Raw genomic sequence first — 21,142 nt, 5'->3', positions numbered from 1 at the left:
CCCTCCCGTACCGCTCAGGCGGCCGCGACGCGCCGCTCGCGCAGCTTGTCCGTCGCCCAGGAGAACACCGGCCAGAGCAGCGCGGCGAAGGTCATCGCGGCGAGCACGCTCGCGACCGGCCGGCTGAAGAAGGGCAGGAGCGACCCGTCCGACTTGATCAGCGAGGTCACGAAGTTCTGCTCGACCATCGTGCCCATGACGACGCCCAGCACCATCGCCGCGACGGGATAGCCGTTCTTCTCCATCACGAAGCCGATCAGCCCGAAGGCGGCAACACAATAGACCGCGAACAGGTTGTTGCCGGCCGTCGCGAAGGCGCCCACCGCACAGAACACCATGATGATCGGCATCACCGCCGACCGCGGCGCCCCGACGACGCGGCTCGCCAGCCGGATCATGATGATGCCCAGCGGGATCATGATGATGTTGCCGAGAATGAAGATGATGTAGAGCGCATACATGCTCGACGCCTGCTCGGTGAACAGCGTCGGGCCGGGATTGAGCCCCTTCATGTAGAGCACGCCGATCGCGATCGCGGTGATCGTGTCGCCGGGAATGCCGAAGAGCAGCGCCGGCACCCAGCCCGAGGCAAGCGAGGCGTTGTTGCTGGCGCCGGCCTCGATCAGCCCCTCCGGATGGCCTGTGCCGAACTTCTCGGGCGTCTTCGAGAAGCGCTTGGCCATCGCATAGCTGACCCAGGCCGCCATGTCGGCGCCGGCGCCGGGCAGCACACCGATGATGATGCCGACAATGTTCCCGCGGGCCTGCTGCTTGGGATATTTCTTGGTCAGCTCCCACTGGCCCTTGAGGATGCCGCCGAGCTGCCGGTGCTCGAGCTTCGGCGGCTCGCGCTCGGTCAGCGCCCGCATCACCTCGGCCAGAGCGAAGACGCCGACCAGCGCGGGAATGACCTCGATGCCGCCGAGCAGGTCGGTCGAGCCCAGCGTGAAGCGCGCAACGCCGCCGGGATTGTCGATGCCGACGCAGGTGATCAGCAGGCCGAGCAGCATCGAGGCGATCGCCTTGATCGGCGAGGAGCGCGCCACCAGCGTGGCGCACATCAGCCCGAGCATGGCGAGCCAGAAGTTCTCATAGGTCGAGAAGGACAGGGCGAATTCGGCCAGCACCGGCGCCAGCACCATCAGCGAGAGCGTTCCGGCGATGCCGCCAAGCGCCGAGAACCACAGGCAGATGCCGAGCGCCGTCTCGGCCTGGCCCTTGCGGGTCATTGCATAGGCTTCGTCGGTATAGGCGGCCGAGGCCGGCGTGCCGGGAATCCGCAGCAGGCAGCCGGGAATGTCGCCCGAGAAGATCGCCATGGCCGAGGCGGTGATGATCGTCGCCACAGCCGCGATCGGCGAGAGGTAGAAGGTGACCGGCACCAGCAGCGCGGTGGCCATGGTGGCCGACAGACCCGGCAGCGAACCGACGACCAGCCCGTAGATCGCCGAGGCGAAGATCGCGATCAGCACATCGGGCGCGAAGACGAGCCCGAAGGCCTGGATGATGGTGTTCGTCATGATCGCGTCACCACGGGAAAGGCAGGAGACCGCCGGGGAGCGGCACGCGCAGCAGCTTCAGGAAGATCAGGTTGACGACGAAGGGCGCGATGATGGCCAGCGGGATCGCCAGCTTCGGCTTCGCACCGAAGGCGAAGCTGGCGGCCGCGACCATGATCGCTGCAGTCGGCAGGAAGCCGAGCGTCTCGGAGGCCAGCGCATAGAACAGCACCAGTGCCGGCGGCAGCAGCGCCAGCCAGTTGCGCCAGGCCGGCAGCGGCTCGAGCAGTTCGGGCGCGGTGTGGCTGGTGACCTCGGCCTCCGCCACCTCCTCGAAATGGCGTCCGACGCCGAAGACGATCAGCGCCCCGCAGAGCACGAGCCCGGCGCCGACGACCATCGGAAAGGCGGAAGGGCCGACCTGCTGGCCGGGTACCGGCGGCAGCTTCGAGCCATAATAGAAGGCGACCGAGCCAAGCGCCGCAATGGCGCCGCCGGTCAGGCGATCGGACAGTTGCATCGGCAACTCCAGAGTATGGCAAAGGCAAAGGCAAAGACGCCGGAGAGCCCGAGGCTCTCCGGCGTCGAGGAGTGCGCCGATCAGGCCTTGGCCAGGCCGGCGGCCTTCATGGCGGCCGCCATGGCCTTGTCGCCCTCTTCCATGAACTTGGCGAAGCCCGGGCCGTCGGCGAACTTCATGCCGAAGCCGCGCGCGTTCATGAAGTCCTGATAGTCCTTCGACTCGAAGGCCTTCTTCAGCGAGGCGGTGATCTTCGCCTGGATGTCGGCGGGGATGCCCTTCGGCCCGCCGATGCCGCGCCAGGCGCCGACGGAGTAGTTGATGCCGAGCGTCTCGTTCAGCGTCGGCACGTCCTTGAACTGCGGGTTGCGGGCTTCCGCCATGATCGCCAGCGATTTCGCCTTGCCGGCGTCGATCATGGCGCGGGCCTCCGGCACCGAGCAGGTGACGATGTCGATGCCGCCCGCCGCCAGATCCTGCATGCCCGGCGCGGCGCCGTTGGACGGCACCCAGGCGACATGGTCCGGCTTCAGGCCCATCGCGACGAGCCAGCCGATCAGCGCCAGATGCCAGATGCCGCCCTGGCCCGTGCCCGAAGCCTTGAGCTTGCCGGGAGGCGCCGCCTTGATCGCGTCGGCCAGCGCCTTAATGTCCTTGTAGGGGCTCGAGGCCGAGACCTGCACACCCGGCGGGTCTTCGTTCATCAGGCCGAGCGCGGCATAGTTCGTCGACTTCAGCTCCGTCAGGCCCTGATGATGCATCATGGTGATCTCCACCGTGAGCATTCCGATCGTGTAGCCGTCGGGCGCCGCGGTCGCGATCGCCGAATGGCCGACCACGCCCGAACCGCCCGTGCGGTTCACCACGTTGAAGGGCTGGCCAAGCTCCTTTTCCATGAGCTGGGCCACGATGCGGGCCGTGGCGTCGGTGCCGCCGCCGGCGCCCCAGGGGCAGATCAGGGTCACGGGCCGTGACGGCCACTGCGCCTGCGCCAGGGCCGGCTTTGCGATCAGCGATGCGGCTCCGGCCGCGGCGGCTCCCGCGAGCACGCCACGCCGGGTGATGATGTCCGTCATAATGGGTCTCTCCCTAAATCGATTTAGTCACCGAGCGCTCCTCGTCATCGACGGGGCACTCTTGCGTAGACAGCTGCATCTGAACCGATTGTCGCAGCGGAGACAACTGCCTTCGGTGCTAATTTTATAGCCCGCAGACGATCGCCAGCACGGCGGGCGCCGCCTTCTCGACGATCGCGCCCGTGCTCAGATCGGAGCGTCCGGCCGGAGCCGGAGAAGGCGCCGTGGCGCCGGCCTTCGTCGCCGCCGCCTGAACCGATGCCGCACCGGCGAGTGCGTAGCTGCGCTGCGGGGCGATCCCGGCGATCAGGACCTTGTCCGACGGGTTGCCGGTGACGAGCCCAGCAAAGCGGCCCTGGCGGTCGAACGCCGCCGCCCCTGCCTGCCCCGGCTGGAGCGGCGCCAGAACGGCCATCCCGGCAGTGCCCGCGACCGCCTGCCCCGGCAGGGCCACTGCAACGCGCTTGCCCTGCTCTTCCCCGAAGGCCACGAGCACGAGGCTGTCGCCCTCAGTCACCGGGTCGGCGCGGAAGCCCGGCGCAGACAAAGGCGCACCGCCCTCGATATCGAGCAGCGCGATGCCCGCCTCCGGCGCCCCGCGAAGCCGGGCGACACGCCCCCCGGCCCGCAGCGAACGGCAGCCCTCGGTCGCAGCAGCCGCTGTCGCGACCACGCGCTCGCCGACGGCGACACCGCTCGCATGTCTCTCGCTCGGTCGCGTGGCCGAGGCCGCTGCCGCGGTGGCAGCGATGGCCGTCGCCGCGCTCGGGCCGGTGGCCGAGGCCACGGCCGGAGCCTGCAGCAGCGGGCCGGTCGGGAACGGCTCGAAGCTCGCCGCAATCGCGATCACGAGCTTGTCGACGGTACCCGATAGCGCCTTGTCGTAGCCGATCGAGAAGCCCCGCAACCCGGACGGTCCCGAGGCGAGCCTCCGGTAGAACTTCCCGGTCGGCGTCTCGCCGGTGACCACGAAGAAATCCGGCCGCAGCAGCTTGTAGGTGATCTTCCGGCCCGGATTGTTCGGCGTCGGCGCGGTGGCCTTCTCGTAGACGGCCTCCAGCGTCTCGCCCGGGGGCGTCGCCGAAGTGTCCAGCGTCACCTTGCCGTCGGCGCTCTGCCAGCGACTGCCCGACGGCGAGACGTCCCGCTTCGGCAGGACCGCTAGGGGGATACCGATGCGCAGGCCGGTGCGCTCGTCCGCGAGGACGCGGAAGCCCGCCGCCTCGCGAGCCGCCTGCGCGGCCTGGGCGAGACTGCGCCGCTCGGGCGGGCTCAACAGGCCGTCGGCTGCGCCCTTGCCAGCCTTGAAGGCGTTGATCGCACGGAAGGTGAGCGGCCCGTAGCCGCCGCTGACGGCGCCGTTGAAGTGCCCGCTCCAGATCAGGTCGGCCTGGATCGCCCGGCGCTCCGGCTCGGGCAGGTTCTCGAAACCGGCCTGGGCCGCGGCGAGCTGCGGATTGGCCACGGGGGCGGGCGCCTGCGCCACGGCGCTGCCTGCGAACAGGCAGAGGAAGGTCGTCGCCAGCGCGGCTGTCCGCATGCGACGCACAGATCCGGTTCTCATCGCCGCCTCCCTGGAAGGCGCGCATTGAGCGTCAGATCGCCGGGGCCCGCAAGGGGCGCGCGCGTTCGGCCGTTCTTTCGGATTGCACCGCGACGCGCCGGTGATAGCCTGCCGCCGCGACCGCACCCCGACCGGCCTTGCCCGGCATCGCCGCCACGCGGACGTCCTCCGGAGGATTGCCCATGCGCCTGCTGCCCCGCCTCGCGCTTCTCCTCGGACTGGGGCTCGCAGCCCATCCTGCCTTCGCGCAGAAGGCTTATGTCCGCAACGATCTCGCCGCCGACGGCCAGCGGCTCGAAGAGCGCCTCAAGCGCGAGGTCTCCGCCGGCGCCCGCTCGGCCGCCGATCTGGTACGGACCGGCGAGGCCGCGCTCGCCCGTGGCGATGCCCGCGCCGCCCTGCCCCAGGCCAATGCCGCCGTCGTCGCCGAGCCTGCCAACGCGGCGGGCTGGCGCCTGATGGCGCGCGCCGCCAACGGCATTGAGCCGCGCGACTATCGCGAGCGCTGGGAGTTGCGCGAGCGCGCCATCAGCGCCGCGTACCTCGCCTATCAGCGCGCCACGAGCCGCACTGACGAAGCCGCCTCGCTGGGCCTGCTCGCCCGCATCTTCGAGAAGAACGAACTCTGGCGCCCGGCCCTGACGACCTACCGTCTCAGCCTCGATCTCGTCGACAACGCCTCGCTGCGCACCGCCTATGAGGGCCTGCGCGAGCAGCGCGGTTTCCGGCTGACCGACAACAAGGTCGATGCCGATGCCGCAAGCCCGCGCGCCTGCTTCGAGTTTTCCGAACCGCTCGCGCGCGGCCGTATCGATTTCGCCCCTTACGTTGCCATCTCCGGCGGCAAAGGCGATTTCGCCGTCACCGCGGAGGACCGCCAGATCTGCGTCGACGGACTTCGCCATGGCGAGCGCTACGGCTTCGTCATCCGCCAGGGCGTGCCCTCCGCGATCCCCGACGAGAAGCTGCTGAAATCCGCCGACTACGAGGTCTATGTCCGCGACCGGACGCCCTCCGTCCGTTTCACCGGCAAGAACTACGTCCTGCCGCGCACCGGCCAGCAGGGCGTGCCGGTCGTCTCCGTTAATGCCGACAGGCTCGACCTCGAGGTCATGCGCATCGGCGACCGCAACCTGATCAATTCGGTCCATTCGGAGGATTTCCTCGGCCAGCTCGGCGCCTATCAGTCGAAGCAGATCGAAAGCGACAAGGGCCAGCGCGTCTGGACCGGCTCGATGGAGGTCAAATCCGAGTTGAACAAGGACGTCGTCACCGCCTTCCCGGTGGTGGAGGCCGTCGGCGCGCTGAAAGCCGGCGTCTATGTGATGTTCGCCAAGCCGAGCGGCGGCCGCGCGCCTGCCCCCTCCGACAGCGATGGCGACTATGACGACGGCACCACCCGCGCCACGCAGTGGTTCGTCGTTTCCGATCTCGGCCTGACCTCCTTCTCCGGCCCCGACGGCGTGCATGTGCTGGTGCGCTCGCTCTCCGACGCCGCCCCCGTCGCCAATGCCGAACTGCGCCTGCTGGCGAAGAACAACGAGGTGCTGGCGACGCTCCGCTCCGACGCCAACGGCTATGCCCGCTTCGATGCCGGCTTCGCCAAGGGCCAGGGCGGCAATGCGCCGGGCCTCGTCACGGCCTCGCTCGCCGAGGATTACGGCTTCCTCGACCTGAAGCAGACGGCCTTCGATCTCTCCGATCGCGGCGTGAAGGGGCGCGTCGCCCCCGCCGGGCTCGACGCCTTCCTCTACACCGAGCGCGGCGTCTACCGCTCGGGCGAGACGGTCTATCTGACAAGCCTGCTGCGCGATGCCCGCGGCACCGCCGTCACCGGCCTGCCGCTGACGCTGGTGGTCAAGCGGCCCGACGGCGTCGAGTATCGCCGCCGCCAGGTCGAGGACCAGGGCGCCGGCGGGCGTGCCCATTCGATCCCGCTGCTCTCGGGTGCGGCGACAGGCACCTGGCGCGTCCAGGCCTATGCCGATCCCAAGGGCCCCGCGATCGGCGAGGTCTCCTTCCTCGTCGAGGATTACGTTCCCGAGCGGCTCGAACTGACCCTGTCACCGAAGGCGCCCGTCCTGCAGGCCGGCCAGCCGGCCGAGATCGATGTCAGCGCGCGCTATCTCTACGGCGCGCCGGGCTCAGGCCTCGACGTGAACGGTTCGATGACGATCCGCGCCGCCGGCCAGTCGGCCATTCCGGGTTTCGCCGGCTATCAGGTCGGCCTGACCGACGAGGCCTTCGAGCCGGTCCAGTCCGAATTCGAGGAAAGCACCACGACCGACGCCGCCGGCAAGGTCACCGTTACGAACCCGGTCGCGCAGCCCGAGACCAACCGCCCGCTCGAGGCCGAATTCACCATCCGCGTCGGCGAACCCGGCGGGCGCGCCATCGCCCGCTCCGTCACGCTGCCGATCGTGCCCAAGGGCGCCGCCATCGGCGTGCGCAAGGCCTTCAAGGAGGGCGAACTCGGCAACGGCCAGACCGCGACCTTCGACGTCATCATGGCCAATGGCGACGGCCGCCGCCTCGCCAGGGCCGGCGTGAAATGGACCCTGTCCAAGGTCACGCGCAACTATCAATGGTTCTTCCAGGACGGCCGCTGGAACTATGAGGGCGTGAAGTCGACCCGCCGCGTCGCCGATGGCGACGTCGCGGTCACGGAGGCCGCTGCCGCCCGCATCGCCGCGCCGGTCGAATGGGGCAATTACCGCCTCGACGTTTCAGCCGACGGGCCCGATGCAACCGAAACCTCGGTCTCCTTCAGCGTCGGCTACGAGGCCGACAAGACCGCCGATACGCCGGACGTGCTCGATGTCATCATCGACAAGGCGGCTTACGCGGATGGCGAAAGCCTGAATGTCCGCCTCAGCCCCCGCTTCGCGGGCAAGGCGACGCTCGCGGTCATCACCGACCGCGTTGTCGATCTCCGCACCATCGACATCGCCACCGGCGGCACCACCGCGACCGTCCCGGTCAGGGCCGAATGGGGCGCGGGCGCCTATCTCGTCGTGCTCGCCCACCGGCCGATGGATGCCGCCGCCAAGCGCCTGCCCGGCAGGGCGATCGGCCTGTCCTGGTTCTCGATCGGCAAGGAGACCCGTACGCTCGCGCTCGATCTCGGCGCGCCGCCGCTCGTGCGCCCGCTCTCGACGCTGTCGCTGCCGGTGAAGGTCACCGGCGCCCGGGCCGGCGAAGAAGCCTTCGTCACGGTCGCCGCCGTCGATGTCGGCATCCTGAACCTGACCCGCTTCGAAAGCCCCGATCCGAGCAAGTTCTTCTTCGGCCAGCGCCAGATCGGCCACGAGCTGCGCGACCTCTACGGCTATCTGATCGACGGCATGCAGGGCACGCGCGGCGCGATCCGCAGCGGCGGCGACGCCGCCCCCTCCCTCGAAGGCGAGAAGCCGACGCAGGAGCCGGTCGCCCGTTATTCCGGCGTGGTCAAGGTCGGCCCCGATGGCGTGGCGAAGATCGATTTCGAGCTGCCGGCTTTCAACGGCTCTCTGCGCGTCATGGCGGTCGCCTGGTCGGCCGGCCGCACCGGCCAGGCCAGCGCTGAGGTGATCGTGCGCGACCAGGTCGTCGCGCAGGCGACGCTGCCGCGCTTCCTCGCCATCGGCGACCAGTCGCGCTTCCACCTCCAGATCGACAATGTCGAGGGCCCGGCCGGCCCCTATGTCGTCGATCTCGACATTCGCGGCCCGGTGCTGGTGCCGGCCGACGCCACCCGCCGGACGATCCAGCTCGCCGCCGGCGCCAAGAGCCAGATGACGATCCCCGTCACGGCCGCCGGCCTCGGCCGCGCCGAATTCGATGTCCGCATCACCGGCCCCGGCGGCGTCGGCACCGTGCAAAACCTCGCCGTGCGCGTTCAGCCCTCCGCTGCCACCATCGCGCGCCGCATCGTGCGCCCGATCCCCGGCAATGGTGGCGCGATCACCGTCTCGGCCGATCTCCTGGCCGATCTCGTGCCCGGCTCAGGCCAGGTCTCGGTCTCCGTCTCGCCGCTCGCCTCGCTCGACGTGCCCGCCTTGCTCAAGGCGCTCGACCGCTATTCCTATGGCTGCACCGAGCAAACGGTGAGCCGCGCCCTGCCGCTGCTCCATGTCAACCGGCTCGCCTCGCTCGAGCATCTCGCGCTCGACGCCAATGCCGATGAGCGGGTGCAGACCGCGATCGAGCGCGTTCTCGCCCGCCAGGGCGCCAACGGCTCCTTCGGCCTCTGGGGCGTCGGCGGCGACGATCTGTGGCTGGACGCCTTCACGGCGGACTTCCTGACGCGGGCCCGCGAGCGCCAGTTTGCGGTGCCGCAGACCGCCTTCAACCTCGCGCTCGACCGGCTGCGCAACCAAGTCGTCAACACCGGCGAGATCGTCAAGGAGGAGGCGGCCGGCATCGCCTATGCCCTCTATGTGCTGGCCCGCAACGGCCGCCCGGTGATGGGCGACCTGCGCTACCTCGCCGACAACAAGCTCGCCGATTTCGCCACACCCATGGCCCGTGCCCAGATCGGTGCGGCGCTCTCGGCGCTCGGCGATCGCGGCCGCGGCCGCGCCGCCTTCGTCAGTGCGCTGGCCGGGCTGCAGGAGCGCGGCGACGATGGCCTGTCGCGTCCCGATTACGGCTCGCGCCTGCGCGACGGCGCCGCGGTTCTCGCGCTGATTGCGGAATCGGCCGGCGACCGGGCCGAGATCGGCCGCGCTGCCGCCATCCTCGACGGCGCGCGCAACACGGCCCGCTACACCTCGACCCAGGAGCAGGCCTGGATGGTGCTCGCCGCCCAGGCGATGGCGAAGGACGCCGAGGGCATGACGCTGACGGTCGACGGCGCCGAGCGGAAAGGGCCGCTCTACCGAACCCTCTCGGCCGCGGCGCTGGAGCAGAAGCCGCTGACGGTCGCAAATCCCGCCGCGGCCACCGCGCAGGCGGTGATCACCGTGGCCGGCATCCCGACCGGCGCCGAGCCCGCCCTCAACCAGGGCTTCGGGCTGGAGCGCGTGATCTACACGATGAAGGGCGAGAAGGCCGACCCGGCGCGTCTACGCCAGAACGAGCGCTATGTCGTGGCGCTCACGGTCACCGAGCCAGCCAGCCGCTATGGCCGCCTGCTCCTCGTCGATCCCGTCCCGGCCGGGCTCGAGATCGAGAACGCCAACCTGACCGAGGGCGCATCCGTCGCGGGCCTCGACTGGCTGAAGCAGGAGGTCGTTCCCGTCCATACCGAGGCGCGCGACGACCGCTATGTCGCAGCCTTCGAGCGCTCGGGCAGCAAGGACCAGAAGCTGGTCTACACCGTCGCCTATATCGCCCGCGCCGTCTCGCCCGGGCGATACGTCGCCCCTGCCGCCCTGATCGAGGACATGTACCGCCCCGACCGCTTCGGGCGGACGGGTTTCGGCACGGTGGACATCGCCTCGGCGCGGTGATGCACGGCGATCACAAACCGGCATTCTCGGGAGAGGCGAAGCCGAGACCCGAGAATCTCTCGCAGGAAGGTGCGCCCTCCCTGCCTGAAATGCTCGGGTCAAGCCCGAGCATGACGGCGAAAGGCCGCCGCTTCCGCAAGCTTAAGGTGGCAGCCGCATCGCTCGCCCTGCTCCTTGCCGCTGCGGCCGGCACGCTCCTCCACTATGCGGCGACCCTCCCGCCTCTCGACCTCACGGCCACCACCGAGCGCTCGACCGTGGTGCTCGACCGTGAGGGCAGGCTGCTGCGCCCCTTCCTGACGCCTGATGGCCGCTGGAAGCTCCCGGTCGGCACGGTCGATGTCGATCCGCGCTACCTCGCCATGCTCAAGGCCTTCGAGGACAGGCGCTTCGACAGCCATGCCGGCATTGACCCGCTGGGCCTCGCCCGCGCGGCCGGCCAGATGCTGTGGAACGGCCGCATCGTCTCCGGCGGCTCGACGCTGACCATGCAGGTGGCGCGTCTGCTGGAGCCGCGCGAGGAGCGCACACTCGCGGCCAAGCTCCGGCAGGCGATGCGGGCCATCGAGCTGGAGCGGCGCTTCACCAAGGCGGAGATCCTGGACCTCTATCTGACGCTCGCCCCTTTCGGCGGCAATCTCGAGGGCGTGCGGGCTGCCAGCCTCGCCTGGTTCGGCAAGGAGCCGAAGCGCCTCTCGACAGCCGAGGCCGCTCTGCTCGTCGCCCTGCCGCAATCGCCCGAGACGCGCCGGCCAGACCGCTTCGTCGACGCTGCCCGCAAGGCACGCGACCGGGTACTGGCCCGCGTCGAACAGGCAGGCCTCGCCACCGCCGCCGAGGTCGCGGCCGCCCGGGACGAGCCGATCCCGACAGCGCGCAAGCCCTTCCCGAACCTCGCCCCCCATGTCGCCGAGCAGGTCGTGGCCGAGGCACCGGCCGCCCGCAGCCATCGCCTCAGCCTCGACGCGCGGCTGCAGGCCGGCCTCGAAAGCCTCGCCCGCGACCGCAGCCTCGGTTTGGCGCCGCAGGTCTCGATCGCCATCCTCGCCGTCGACAACGACACCGGCGAGATCCGCGCCTCGGTCGGCGGTGTCGATTACTTCGCGGCAGAGCGCGCGGGCTCGCTCGACCTGACGCGGGCGCTGCGCTCGCCGGGCTCGGCGCTGAAGCCCTTCATCTACGCGCTCGCCTTCGACAACGGCATCGCCCATCCCGAGACGATGCTGGAGGACCGGCCGGCGCGCTACGGGCTCTACGTGCCCGAGAATTTCGACATGACCTTCCAGGGCATGGTTTCGGCCCGCAAGGCGCTGCAGCTTTCGTTGAACGTGCCGGCGGTCGAACTGCTCTCGGCGCTCGGCCCGCAGCGCTTTCTGTCCCGGCTGCGCGACGCCGGGGTTTCGGTCGCGATGCCCAGGGAAGGTGGCGCGCCCGGCCTCGCCGTTGGCCTCGGTGGTCTCGGCATCACCCTGCAGGACCTGACGCGGCTTTATGTCGGGCTGGCGCGCGGCGGGGATGTCGCGGCGTTAAGGGTGCGGGCGGAGGACGGGGGCGCGCCCTCGCCACGTCTCGTCGAGCCCGTCGCTGCCTGGTATGTCGCCGATACGCTGCTCGGCGCGCCGCCGCCGCTCAATGCCGTGCCCGGCCGCATCGCCTTCAAAACCGGCACCTCCTATGGCTATCGCGATGCCTGGGCGGTGGGCTTCGACCGCAAGCATACGATCGGCGTCTGGGTCGGCCGCGCCGACAACGGTGCCGTGCCGGGCCTCGTCGGGCGCGTCGTCGCGGCGCCGATCCTGTTCGATGCCTTCGCGCGTCTGGGCCTCGATCCGCGCCCCTTCGCGCAGCCGCCCGACAGCATCGTCGCGACATCGGCCCATCTGCCGCCGCCGCTGCGCCATCTGCGGCAGGACGTGCCGAAGACCGTCACGGCGATGGCGACGCCGTCGCTGAAGCTGGCCTTCCCGCCCGAAGGCGCCCGGATCGACCTCGCCGCATCGGCCGCCGACGGCCGGCCCGAGCTCAACCTCAAGGTCGCCGGTGGCGCGCCGCCCTATACCTGGCTCGTCGACGGCGCCCCGATCCTCAGCCCGACACGGCGGCGCGAAGCGATCTGGCAACCGCCGGGCAAGGGCTTCCTGCGGATTTCCGTGATCGACGGCACCGGCGCCAGCGAGAGCGTCTCGGTGCGGCTGCAGTAGCAGCCTTACGTCATGCTCGGGCTCGTCCCGAGCATCTCAGGGTTCGTGAACGACCCGACCGCGCCAGCGCGACCTGAGATTCTCGGGTCTGCGCTTCGCTTCGCCCGAGAATGATGCGGAAGCGCTTACTCCGCCGGCTGCGGATGCGCCGCCGGCGTCTCCTTCACCACATGCCCATGCACCGAGCGCTTCTTGGTCGCGAGATAAGAGTAGGCGACCGGCACCACATAGAGCGTCAGCAAGGTGCCGAAGCTCATGCCGCCGACGATGACCCAGCCGATCTGCGAGCGGCTTTCGGCACCGGCACCTGTCGCGAGCGCCAGCGGCACCGCGCCCCAGCACCATCGCGCCCGTCGTCATCAGGATCGGCCGCAGGCGGAGCTCGGCGGCCTCGACGAGCGCGTCGACCATCTCCTTGCCCTCCTCCCGAAGCTGGTTGGTGAACTCCAGGATCAGGATGCCGTGCTTGGTGATGAGGCCGACGAGTGTGATCAGTCCGATCTGGCTGTAGACGTTCATCGTGCCGCCGGTGAAGTAGAGCGCGGCCAGCGCGCCGGTCAGCGAGAGCGGCACCGAGACCATGATCACGACCGGGTCGATGAAGCTTTCGAACTGCGCCGCGAGCACGAGGTAGATGAAGCCCAGCGCCAGCAGGAAGACGATCGCGATCGAGGCGCCCGACTGCTTGAACTCGCGGCTCTGGCCGGAATAGTCGATCTGCACGGTCTTCGGCAGCACGCGCGACGCAGCCTGCTCCAGCACCGCCAGCGCATCGCCGAGCGAATAGCCCGGCGCGGGCACGGCGGTTATCGTCGCCGCGCGCAGCTGGTTGAAGCGGATCAGCTCCTTCGGCGCGACCGTCTCCTCGACCTTGACCAGGCTGGAGAGCTGCACCACCGCGCCGCCCCGGCCCATCAGATAGATCGACTGCAGCGCCTGCGGCGTGTTGCGATCCTCGCCGCCGACCTGGATGACGACGTCGTACTGCTCGCCATTCATGTTGAAGCGGGTGACCTGCCGGCCACCCAGCAGCGTCTCCATCGTCCGGCCAATGACATCGACGCCGACGCCGACATCCGCCGCGCGCTGGCGGTCGATCGAGACCTTGATCTGCGGCTTGTCGAGGATGAGGTTCGACTCGATGTTGGTCAGCACCGGCGAGCCGGAGACCTCCGCGATCACCGCATCAACATAGTCCTTGATCTGCGCATAGGGCTCCGAGGAGCGCAGCACGAACTCGACCGGCTTGCTGTTGGCGCCGCCCTGCCCGAGCGAGGGCGGGTTGGTCGCGAAGAGCCGGATGCCGGGCACCTGCGACAGGCTGCGGTTGATCTCCGCCACCATGTCCTGCTGCTTCGTGGCGCGCTCCTCCCAGGGCTTGAGACGGGCGAAGGCCAGCGCACGCGTCACATCCGGGAAGCCGACGATGACGAGATTGGTCTGAACATCCGGGAAGCGCTTGAAGAACTCCTCGGCGCGGCGGGCATACTCCGCCGTGAAGTTCATCGTCGAGCCTTCGGGCGCGACGCCAATCACGGTGAAGCTGCCGCGATCTTCGACCGGTGCCAGCTCGGAGCGCAGGCTGGTGAAGAAGAAATAGCTGCCGCCGGCGACGACGATCGCCAGCAGCACGATCACCGGGCGGATCGCCAGCGCGCCGCGCAGCGAGGCGCGGTAGCCGCGCGAGAGGGCATTGAAGCCGCGTTCGAGCAGATTGTAGAGCCAGCCATGGCTCTCGTCATGCTTGAGCAGCTTGGCGCACATCATCGGCGTCAATGTCAGCGCAACGAAGCCCGAGACCAGCACGGCCCCCGCGAGCGTCAGCGCGAATTCGATGAAGAGCTTGCCCGTGCGGCCGGTCGAGAACGCCATCGGCGCATAGACCGCGACCAGCGTCAGCGTCATCGCCACCACCGCGAAGGCGATCTCGTTGATGCCGCGGATCGCCGCGGCGTTCGGCTCCATGCCGTCCTCGATATGGCGATGGACGTTCTCGAGAACGACGATGGCGTCGTCGACGACGAGGCCGATCGCCAGCACCATCGAGAGCAGCGTCAGCGTGTTCACCGTGAAGCCGAAGGCATACATCAGCGCAAACGAGCCCACGAGCGACACCGGGATGGTGACGAGCGGGATCAGCGTCGCGCGCAGCGAGCGCAGGAAGATGAAGATGATCAGGACGACGAGGACGACCGCCTCGAGAATCGTGCTGTAGACCGCCTGGATCGAGCGGTCGATGAAGACCGAGGTGTCGTAGGAGGTCGCGATCGTCATGCCGTCGGGCAGGTCGTCGATGATCTCGGGCAGCGCGGCGCGGATGCCCTTGGAGACGTCGAGCGGATTGGCCGTGGCCTGCTTGACGATGCCGATCGTGACGGAGGGATTGCCCGAGAACCAGGCGGCGTTGCGTTCCGCCAGCGCGCCGAGTTCGACCTTCGCGACGTCGCGCAGCTTGATCGGGAAGTTGTTGGCGTCCTTGACGACGATCTGCTGGAACTGCTCGGGCGTCGTCAACCCGGTCTGCGAGAGCACCGTGAACTCGCGGTTGTTGCTCTCGATGCGGCCGGACGGGATCTCGACATTCTGGGCGCGAACCGCAGCCTCGATCTCCTGGACGGTGATGTTGTAGGCCGACATGCGCGCCCGATCGAGCCAGATGCGCATGGCATAGCGCCGCTCGCCGCGGATCTGCACCTCGGCCACGCCGGTGATGTTCTGCACGCGGTCGGTGATGAAGCGATCGGCGAAGTCGGTGAGCTCGAGCGGGCTGTGGCGCGAGCTGATCAGCGACAGGAACAGGATCGGCTGCGCATCCGCCTCGACCTTGGCGATGATCGGCTCGTCGATCTCGGAGGGCATGCGGCCGCGCACGCGGCTGACACGGTCGCGCACATCGGACGCCGCGACGTCGGGATCGACGTCGGGCCGGAAGCGCACCGAGATGTTGCTCTGCTCCTGGCGGCTGGTCGAGGAAATGATCTCGATGCCCTCGATGCCCGCGATCGAGTTTTCCAGGATCTGCGTGACCTGCGTCTCGATGATCTCGGCGCTGGCGCCGGTATAGACCGTGCGCACCGAAACGACCGGCTCGTCGATGTTCGGATATTCGCGCACCGTGAGGCGCGTATAGGACACCGCGCCGATCAGCAGCACGAGCAGGCTCAGGACGGTCGAGAAGACCGGCCGGCGGACGAAGAGGGCGAACAGGCTCATCGGCTCAGGGGCTCACGGTGGCGGGCAGCGCGCTCGTCTGCACCGGCGGCTGGCTGTTCTTGACCGAAACCGTGGAGCCGTCGCGCAGGCGCATCTGGCCCGAGCTGACGACCATCATCTGCGGGGTCAGCCCCTTCACGACCTCGACCTTGCCAGGCAGCCGCTTGCCGAGCTCCACGGCGATGCGCTTGGCCTTGCCGTTGTCGACGACGAAGACGACCTTGCCGAGCCCGTCCGGCACGACCGCGGATTCGGGGATGAGCATCGCGTTCTCGCGCCGGTCGACCACGATGGTCACGCGGGCGAATAGCCCGGGCTTGAGCACCAGATCGGCATTGGGAACGGTGGCCCGAAGCCGGATCGCTCGGCCGTTCACGTCCACCACCGGATCGACCGCGAAGATCTTGCCCTGGAAGTCCGCATTCGGAACCGCATCGACCCGGAGGCTGATCGTCTGGCCGACCCTCACCTGCGAGAGGAAGATTTCCGGCACCCGGAAATCGACCTTGATCGGATCGATATTCGTCAGCGTGATCAGCTGTTTGCCGACCGCGACATAGTCTCCGACGCTGACCGAACGCAGCCCGACCACGCCATTGAAGGGCGCGACCAGCGTCGACTGTGCGAGCTTGGCCTGGGAGAGCTGGAGCCGCGCCTCGGCCGAGGCGAGCTTGGCGGTGGCCTCGTCGAAGGCGACCTGCGTGCCGACGCCGCGCTGGTTCAGCGAACGGTTGCGCTCGAAGGTGTCGCGCGCCAGCCCGAGATCGGCCTGCTGCTGCTTGAGCTCGGCGTCGAGGATCGCGGTGTCGAGCCTGACCAGCACCTGCCCCTTTTCGACGCGTTCGCCCTCCTTGAAGCCGAGCGCGATGACGCGGCCCGCGATTTCGGGCGCGATGACGACGGATTCGTCGGCGGCGAGCGTGCCGAGCGCCTCGACCTCCTCGTTGACCGTGCCACGCTCGATCTTGGCGACCTCGACGGGAACCGCGCCGCGCCCCTGCGGCGCCGCGGCGACCGGAGCGGGCGCCTTCGACTTCTCGTAATAGCGGTAGCCATAATAGCCACCGCCGGCCAAGCCGAGGATCAGGAGCAGATAGACGAACCGCTTCATAGAACTGGACGCTCCGGTATGACGCGCTTATTTTAGACTGGACGGTCCAGTTTGATAAGGGCCCCGATGGGCAGAACCATGACAGATGCTGCCGCACCGGAAGTTTCTGCCGACGGCGCGACAGATGCAAGACGCCTGCCGTCACGATTGCGGGCGGACAAGCATCGCGCCATCATCCGCGCGGCCTCCGCCATGTTCCTAGCCGAAGGCTACGAGCGGGTGACGCTCGACCAGATCGCCCAGAGGGCCGGCGTCTCCAAGCAGACCATCTACAGCCACTTCGCCGACAAGGAGGCGCTGTTCCGCGCGATCTGCACGCAACTTGCTGAAAAGCTGACGATTCCGCTGCGCCGGCCGATCGAGGAGGTGGACCTGCGCAGCGCCCTCGTCAGGCTCGGGGAGGACGCCCTGGCGATGATGCTGAACCCGCATTCCCTCGATCTCCACCGCCTCGTCATGAGTGCCGCCGCGCGCTTTCCCGAACTCGGCCAGGCCGCCTACGAGGCAGGCGCCCTGCGGATCATCGACGACCTTTCGACGCTTCTGCTGCAGCGTTCACATGTCGGTGATGGCCTTGCCCGCCCGCTCGACGAGGCACGCGCGCGCATCCTCGCCGAACAGTTCGTCGGCATGCTGCGCGGTTTCCATCAGCATCGCGCACTGATGAATGTCGAGCAGGCCCCGCCCGAGCACCGCGCGGCCTATGTGCGCGACTGCGTCGCGCTGCTGCTCCGCGGCGCCTGAGGCGGCCGACAGCGGGCTGCCCGACCGTCACCCGCCTGTCATCTGCGCCGGCTAGCTGTCGCAGATCGGAAAGCATGGCCCCGACGGCAGGATCTGCCGCGGGCGAAAGCCATGCCAGCACCGGGACGCGAGAACGGCACCATGCTGCGCATCGAAGGTCTGACCAAGCGCTTCGGCGGCAAGGCCGCGGTGGACAACGTCACTCTTGCCATCCCGCGTGGGGAGATGGTCGGCATCATCGGCCGCTCCGGCGCCGGCAAGTCGACGCTGCTGCGCATGCTGAACCGTCTCGCCGATCCCAGCGAGGGCCGCATCCTCTCCGGCGAGCGTGATGTCACCGCGCTGAAGGGCGCCGCGCTGCGCCGCTGGCGCCGTGACACGGCGATGATCTTCCAGCAGTTCAACCTCGTCGGCCGCCTCGACGTGCTCACCAATGTCCTGCTCGGCCGGCTAGACCATCGCGCCGCGGCGCTGACGCTGGTCAAGAGCTTCTCGCGCGAGGACAAGATCCGCGCCATCGCCGCGCTCGAGCGCCTCGACATGGGCCACCTCCTCGCCCAGCGCGCCGAGACGCTGTCGGGCGGGCAGCAGCAGCGCGTCGCCATCGCCCGCGCGCTGGTGCAGGAGCCGCAGATCATCCTCGCCGATGAGCCGATCGCCTCGCTCGACCCGCGCAACACGCAGGTCGTCATGGACGCGCTGTTCCGCATCAACCGCGAGGACGGCATCACCGTCGTCTCGAACCTGCACCACCTCGATATCGCGTCGAAATACTGCGACCGGCTGATCGGCATGGCCGCCGGCAAGGTCGTCTTCGACGGCCCGCCCCATCAGCTGACCAGCGAGATCGCGGCGAAGCTCTACGGCATCGAGGCCAAGGATGCCGGCGCCGAGGCGCTGCACCAGCTCGACGTCATCGCCAGCGAAGAAGCCGAGCGCGCCAAGCAGAACGTCGCCTGAGCCGCCCGAGCCCGCCGACCGAACCACATTTCCAAGACCCGACTGCAACAGGAGCAAAACCATGCTGACCCGCCGTCACACCCTGACGCTCGCCGCTGCCGGCCTCGCCGCCTCGCTGGCCGCCCCCGCCTTCGCCCAGGACTGGAAGGCGAAGTACCCCGAGATCGTTTTCGGCATCATCCCGGCCGAGAACGCGTCGGGCGTCGTCGAGCGCTACACCCCCTTCGTGAACTACCTCGCCAAGGAAATCGGCACCAAGGTCACCCTGCGCATCGCCAACGACTACGCCGCGATCATCGAGGGCCAGCGCGCCGGCAACATCCATATCGGCATGTACGGCCCCTCCGCCTTCGCCCGCGCGCTGATGACGGGCGCGAAGATCGACGCCTTCGCGATCGAGACCAACCTCGACGGCACCAAGGGCTACTACTCGGTCTTCTATGTGAAGAAGGACTCGCCCTACCAGAAGATCGAGGATCTGAAGGGCAAGAACCTCGGCCTCGTCGATCCGAACTCGACCTCGGGCAACAACGTCCCGCGCTTTGCGCTCGACGGCATGAAGATCGAGCCCGAGTCCTATTTCGGCAAGGTCGTCTACACCGGCAGCCATGAGAACGCGGTCATCGCGCTCAACCAGGGCACCGTCGACGTCGCCGCCAACTGGTGGAACGACGAGCAGGAATCCAACCTCCTGCGCATGGCCCGCAAGAACATGGTCAAGGCCGAGGATTTCCGGATCATCTACAAGTCCGAGCAGATCGTGAACTCGCCGATGGCCTATCTCACCGAGCTGCCCACCGAGCTGAAGACCAAGATCCGCGAGGCGGTCCTCAACCTCAACACCCGCGACAAGGCGGCTTTCGACAAGATCTACGAGGGCAAGCAGGGCCCGCTCGTCGCGGTCGACAACAAGGCCTATGACCCGATCATCGAGCTGAACAAGTTCGTCGACGCGCTGCGCCGCAAGAAGGCCTCGTAAGTCGACTGACCCGTCCTGCCCGGGCTTGACCCGGGCATCTCCCCGACGAAGGTCTCGGGCCCGTGCCAGGCGGAGCCCGAGACCGACTCCTCCCCCGACGGACCGCGTTCATGACCCTCGCGATCGACCGCAGCGATCCCGCGATCACGGCTCATGCCGCCGCTTATGCGGCCGCCATGGCGTCCAAGCGCCGCCAGACGCTGATCGGCGCGGCCGTTCTCGCCGTTCTCGTGTGGCTCTCCGCCATCGGCTCGGAGGTCGATCTCGGCAAATTCGCCGACAACGCCTGGCGCTTCCCAAAATACATCCTCGAGACCATGCCGGTGCTGCGCTGGAACAGCCTCAGCGCCGATCTCGCCGAATGGTTCTGGGGCTGGAAGGGCTGGCTCAAACTGCTCTGGCAGACGGTGCTGATCGCCTATGTCGGCACGATCCTCGGCGCGCTCGGCGGCTTCCTACTCTGCTTCGTCGCCGCTGCCAATCTGGGCCGCTCGGGCTGGCTGCGCTTCGCCGCCAAGCGCTTCCTCGAATTCTGCCGCACCGTTCCCGAGATCGTTTTCGCGCTGATCTTCGTCATCGCCTTCGGGCTCGGCCCGCTGCCGGGCGTGCTGGCGATCGCCGTCCACACCATGGGCGCGATGGGCAAGCTGTTCTCCGAGGTGGTCGAGAACATCGACATGAAGCCGGTCGACGGGCTCACTGCGACGGGAGCCGGCTGGTGGCAGACGATCCGTTTCGCGGTCGTCCCCCAGGTGCTCTCCAACTTCGCCAGCTACTCGCTGCTGCGCTTCGAGATCAATGTCCGCGGCGCCTCGATCATGGGCTTCGTCGGCGCTGGCGGCATCGGCCAGGATCTGATCGAGGCCATCCGCAAATTCTACTTCACCGACGTCAGCGCCATCCTGCTGCTGATCATCGTCACCGTGATGCTGATCGATTTCGGCACCGAGCGCCTGCGCCACGCGCTGCTCAGCCTGGAGCACGGCAAATGAGCCTCGCCTTGTCCCCGGCCGAGCAGGCCGCCCTCGTCGCCCGCCATCAGGCCGCCATCGACGGCTCGCTGCGCACGAAGTTGACGACCAGCGCCGTCATCGCGGCGATGGTCGCGCTCTTCCTCTATGGGGTCAGCACCTTCGAGGTCTCGCTCTGGCGCATCCTGTCGGGGCTCAGTAATCTTGGCACCTTCGTGGTGCTGATGCTGCCACCCGATCCCGGCTCTTTCGCCCGCGCCATCATCTTCGTGAAGGCCCTGTTCGAGACGATCGCGATCGCCTTCCTCGGCACGATCCTCGCGGCGGTGCTGGCCTTCCCGCTCGGCTTTATCGCCGCCCGCAACGTCGTCGCCAACAGGATCGTCCACTTCCTCGCCCGGCGCTCGCTCGACACGGTGCGCGGTGTGGATGCCCTGATCTGGGCGCTGATCTGGATCAACGTGGTGGGGCTGGGCCCCTTCGCCGGGATGCTGGCGATCATGACCAGTGATATCGGCGCCTTCGGCAAGCTCTATTCGGAGGCGATCGAAGCCGCCGACCGCAAGCCCGTCGAGGGCGTCACCTCGCTGGGCGGCGGCAGGCTGCACGAGATCCGCTTCGGGCTGATCCCGCAGGTCCTGCCGGTGATCGCGAGCCAGGTGCTCTACTACATCGAATCGAACACCCGCTCCTCGACCATCATCGGCATCGTCGGCGCCGGCGGCATCGGGCTTTATCTCGCCGAGACCATCCGCACGCTGGAATGGCAGCAGGTCTCGTTCCTGATCCTGCTGATCCTGGCCGCCGTCACCGCGATCGACTTCCTCTCGGCAAGGCTGCGCTTCGCGATCATCGGCCAGCGCGCGGCGTAA

At 68.5% G+C, this 21,142-nt stretch carries 13 protein-coding genes; 7 read left to right on the top strand and 6 right to left on the bottom strand.

Annotated features, from left to right (window positions below; genetic code table 11):
• Nucleotides 1–14 precede the first annotated feature (14 nt).
• The 4 genes from ABIE41_RS07770 to ABIE41_RS07755 all read right to left on the bottom strand — a co-directional run bounded on the left by ABIE41_RS07770 (nt 15) and on the right by ABIE41_RS07755 (nt 4,635).
• Nucleotides 15–1,520 (bottom strand): tripartite tricarboxylate transporter permease, encoded by a 1,506-nt coding sequence (locus tag ABIE41_RS07770; protein ID WP_192644186.1) that lies wholly within the window; start codon nt 1,518–1,520, stop codon nt 15–17.
• 7 nt (nt 1,521–1,527) lie between these two features.
• The gene (locus ABIE41_RS07765; protein WP_192644187.1) at nt 1,528–2,019 is read right to left on the bottom strand and encodes a tripartite tricarboxylate transporter TctB family protein; all 492 of its coding nucleotides are present in this window, start codon (nt 2,017–2,019) and stop codon (nt 1,528–1,530) included.
• A gap of 80 nt (nt 2,020–2,099) precedes the next feature.
• The gene (locus ABIE41_RS07760; protein WP_192644188.1) at nt 2,100–3,095 is read right to left on the bottom strand and encodes a tripartite tricarboxylate transporter substrate binding protein; all 996 of its coding nucleotides are present in this window, start codon (nt 3,093–3,095) and stop codon (nt 2,100–2,102) included.
• Nucleotides 3,096–3,219: 124 nt separating this feature from the next.
• Nucleotides 3,220–4,635, bottom strand: coding sequence for a serine protease (locus ABIE41_RS07755; protein ID WP_192644189.1), 1,416 nt, complete (start codon nt 4,633–4,635; stop codon nt 3,220–3,222).
• 206 nt (nt 4,636–4,841) lie between these two features.
• Here ABIE41_RS07755 and ABIE41_RS07750 point away from each other — a divergent pair, with 206 nt between their 5' ends.
• Nucleotides 4,842–10,091 (top strand): alpha-2-macroglobulin family protein, encoded by a 5,250-nt coding sequence (locus ABIE41_RS07750; RefSeq protein WP_192644190.1) that lies wholly within the window; start codon nt 4,842–4,844, stop codon nt 10,089–10,091.
• A gap of 110 nt (nt 10,092–10,201) precedes the next feature.
• Complete coding sequence (gene pbpC, locus ABIE41_RS07745) at nt 10,202–12,292, top strand: penicillin-binding protein 1C (protein WP_354191831.1); 2,091 nt, start codon at nt 10,202–10,204, stop codon at nt 12,290–12,292.
• 36 nt (nt 12,293–12,328) lie between these two features.
• Here the strand turns inward: pbpC and ABIE41_RS07735 are convergent, their stop codons facing one another.
• Together ABIE41_RS07735 and ABIE41_RS07730 are read right to left on the bottom strand one after the other, a co-directional pair.
• Entirely contained in the window at nt 12,329–15,505 is a 3,177-nt protein-coding gene (locus tag ABIE41_RS07735) for an efflux RND transporter permease subunit (protein WP_465247082.1), read from the bottom strand.
• Nucleotides 15,506–15,509: 4 nt separating this feature from the next.
• Nucleotides 15,510–16,616 (bottom strand): efflux RND transporter periplasmic adaptor subunit, encoded by a 1,107-nt coding sequence (locus ABIE41_RS07730; RefSeq protein ID WP_192644193.1) that lies wholly within the window; start codon nt 16,614–16,616, stop codon nt 15,510–15,512.
• A gap of 66 nt (nt 16,617–16,682) precedes the next feature.
• On the opposite strand from ABIE41_RS07730, the gene ABIE41_RS07725 reads away from it, so the two are divergent.
• From ABIE41_RS07725 to phnE (ABIE41_RS07705), 5 genes are all read left to right on the top strand, one after another.
• Nucleotides 16,683–17,360, top strand: a complete 678-nt coding sequence (locus tag ABIE41_RS07725) for a TetR/AcrR family transcriptional regulator (protein WP_354191830.1) — start codon at nt 16,683–16,685, stop codon at nt 17,358–17,360.
• 141 nt (nt 17,361–17,501) lie between these two features.
• On the top strand, nt 17,502–18,320 hold the full coding sequence (gene phnC, locus ABIE41_RS07720) for a phosphonate ABC transporter ATP-binding protein (protein WP_192644333.1): 819 nt from the start codon (nt 17,502–17,504) through the stop codon (nt 18,318–18,320).
• A 61-nt stretch (nt 18,321–18,381) separates the two neighbouring features.
• Nucleotides 18,382–19,299 carry a phosphonate ABC transporter substrate-binding protein gene (gene phnD / locus ABIE41_RS07715; protein ID WP_192644195.1) on the top strand — a complete coding sequence of 306 codons (918 nt, stop codon included), beginning with the start codon at nt 18,382–18,384 and terminating at the stop codon, nt 19,297–19,299.
• A 110-nt stretch (nt 19,300–19,409) separates the two neighbouring features.
• Nucleotides 19,410–20,291: a phosphonate ABC transporter, permease protein PhnE gene (gene phnE, locus ABIE41_RS07710; protein ID WP_192644196.1), complete on the top strand. Its 882-nt coding sequence runs from the start codon at nt 19,410–19,412 to the stop codon at nt 20,289–20,291.
• Nucleotides 20,288–21,142 carry a phosphonate ABC transporter, permease protein PhnE gene (phnE, locus tag ABIE41_RS07705; RefSeq protein ID WP_192644197.1) on the top strand — a complete coding sequence of 285 codons (855 nt, stop codon included), beginning with the start codon at nt 20,288–20,290 and terminating at the stop codon, nt 21,140–21,142. Before phnE (ABIE41_RS07710) ends, phnE (ABIE41_RS07705) begins: the two co-directional genes overlap by 4 nt.

Source organism: Bosea sp. OAE506, assembly GCF_040546595.1.
In the GTDB taxonomy this organism is placed as follows: domain Bacteria; phylum Pseudomonadota; class Alphaproteobacteria; order Rhizobiales; family Beijerinckiaceae; genus Allobosea.
Note: the sequence above shows the minus strand (reverse complement) of the source record. Positions and strands in the feature narration are given on the sequence as shown.

Bases quoted from the DNA above. Each gene is read 5' to 3' on its own strand.
- ABIE41_RS07770 (WP_192644186.1), bottom strand. From the start codon at position 1,520: ATGACGAACACCATCATCCAGGCCTTCGGGCTCGTCTTCGCGCCCGAT.
- ABIE41_RS07765 (WP_192644187.1), bottom strand. From the start codon at position 2,019: ATGCAACTGTCCGATCGCCTGACCGGCGGCGCCATTGCGGCGCTTGGC.
- ABIE41_RS07760 (WP_192644188.1), bottom strand. From the start codon at position 3,095: ATGACGGACATCATCACCCGGCGTGGCGTGCTCGCGGGAGCCGCCGCG.
- ABIE41_RS07755 (WP_192644189.1), bottom strand. From the start codon at position 4,635: ATGCGGACAGCCGCGCTGGCGACGACCTTCCTCTGCCTGTTCGCAGGC.
- ABIE41_RS07750 (WP_192644190.1), top strand. From the start codon at position 4,842: ATGCGCCTGCTGCCCCGCCTCGCGCTTCTCCTCGGACTGGGGCTCGCA.
- pbpC (WP_354191831.1), top strand. From the start codon at position 10,202: ATGACGGCGAAAGGCCGCCGCTTCCGCAAGCTTAAGGTGGCAGCCGCA.
- ABIE41_RS07735 (WP_465247082.1), bottom strand. From the start codon at position 15,505: ATGAGCCTGTTCGCCCTCTTCGTCCGCCGGCCGGTCTTCTCGACCGTC.
- ABIE41_RS07730 (WP_192644193.1), bottom strand. From the start codon at position 16,616: ATGAAGCGGTTCGTCTATCTGCTCCTGATCCTCGGCTTGGCCGGCGGT.
- ABIE41_RS07725 (WP_354191830.1), top strand. From the start codon at position 16,683: ATGGGCAGAACCATGACAGATGCTGCCGCACCGGAAGTTTCTGCCGAC.
- phnC (WP_192644333.1), top strand. From the start codon at position 17,502: ATGCTGCGCATCGAAGGTCTGACCAAGCGCTTCGGCGGCAAGGCCGCG.
- phnD (WP_192644195.1), top strand. From the start codon at position 18,382: ATGCTGACCCGCCGTCACACCCTGACGCTCGCCGCTGCCGGCCTCGCC.
- phnE (WP_192644196.1), top strand. From the start codon at position 19,410: ATGACCCTCGCGATCGACCGCAGCGATCCCGCGATCACGGCTCATGCC.
- phnE (WP_192644197.1), top strand. From the start codon at position 20,288: ATGAGCCTCGCCTTGTCCCCGGCCGAGCAGGCCGCCCTCGTCGCCCGC.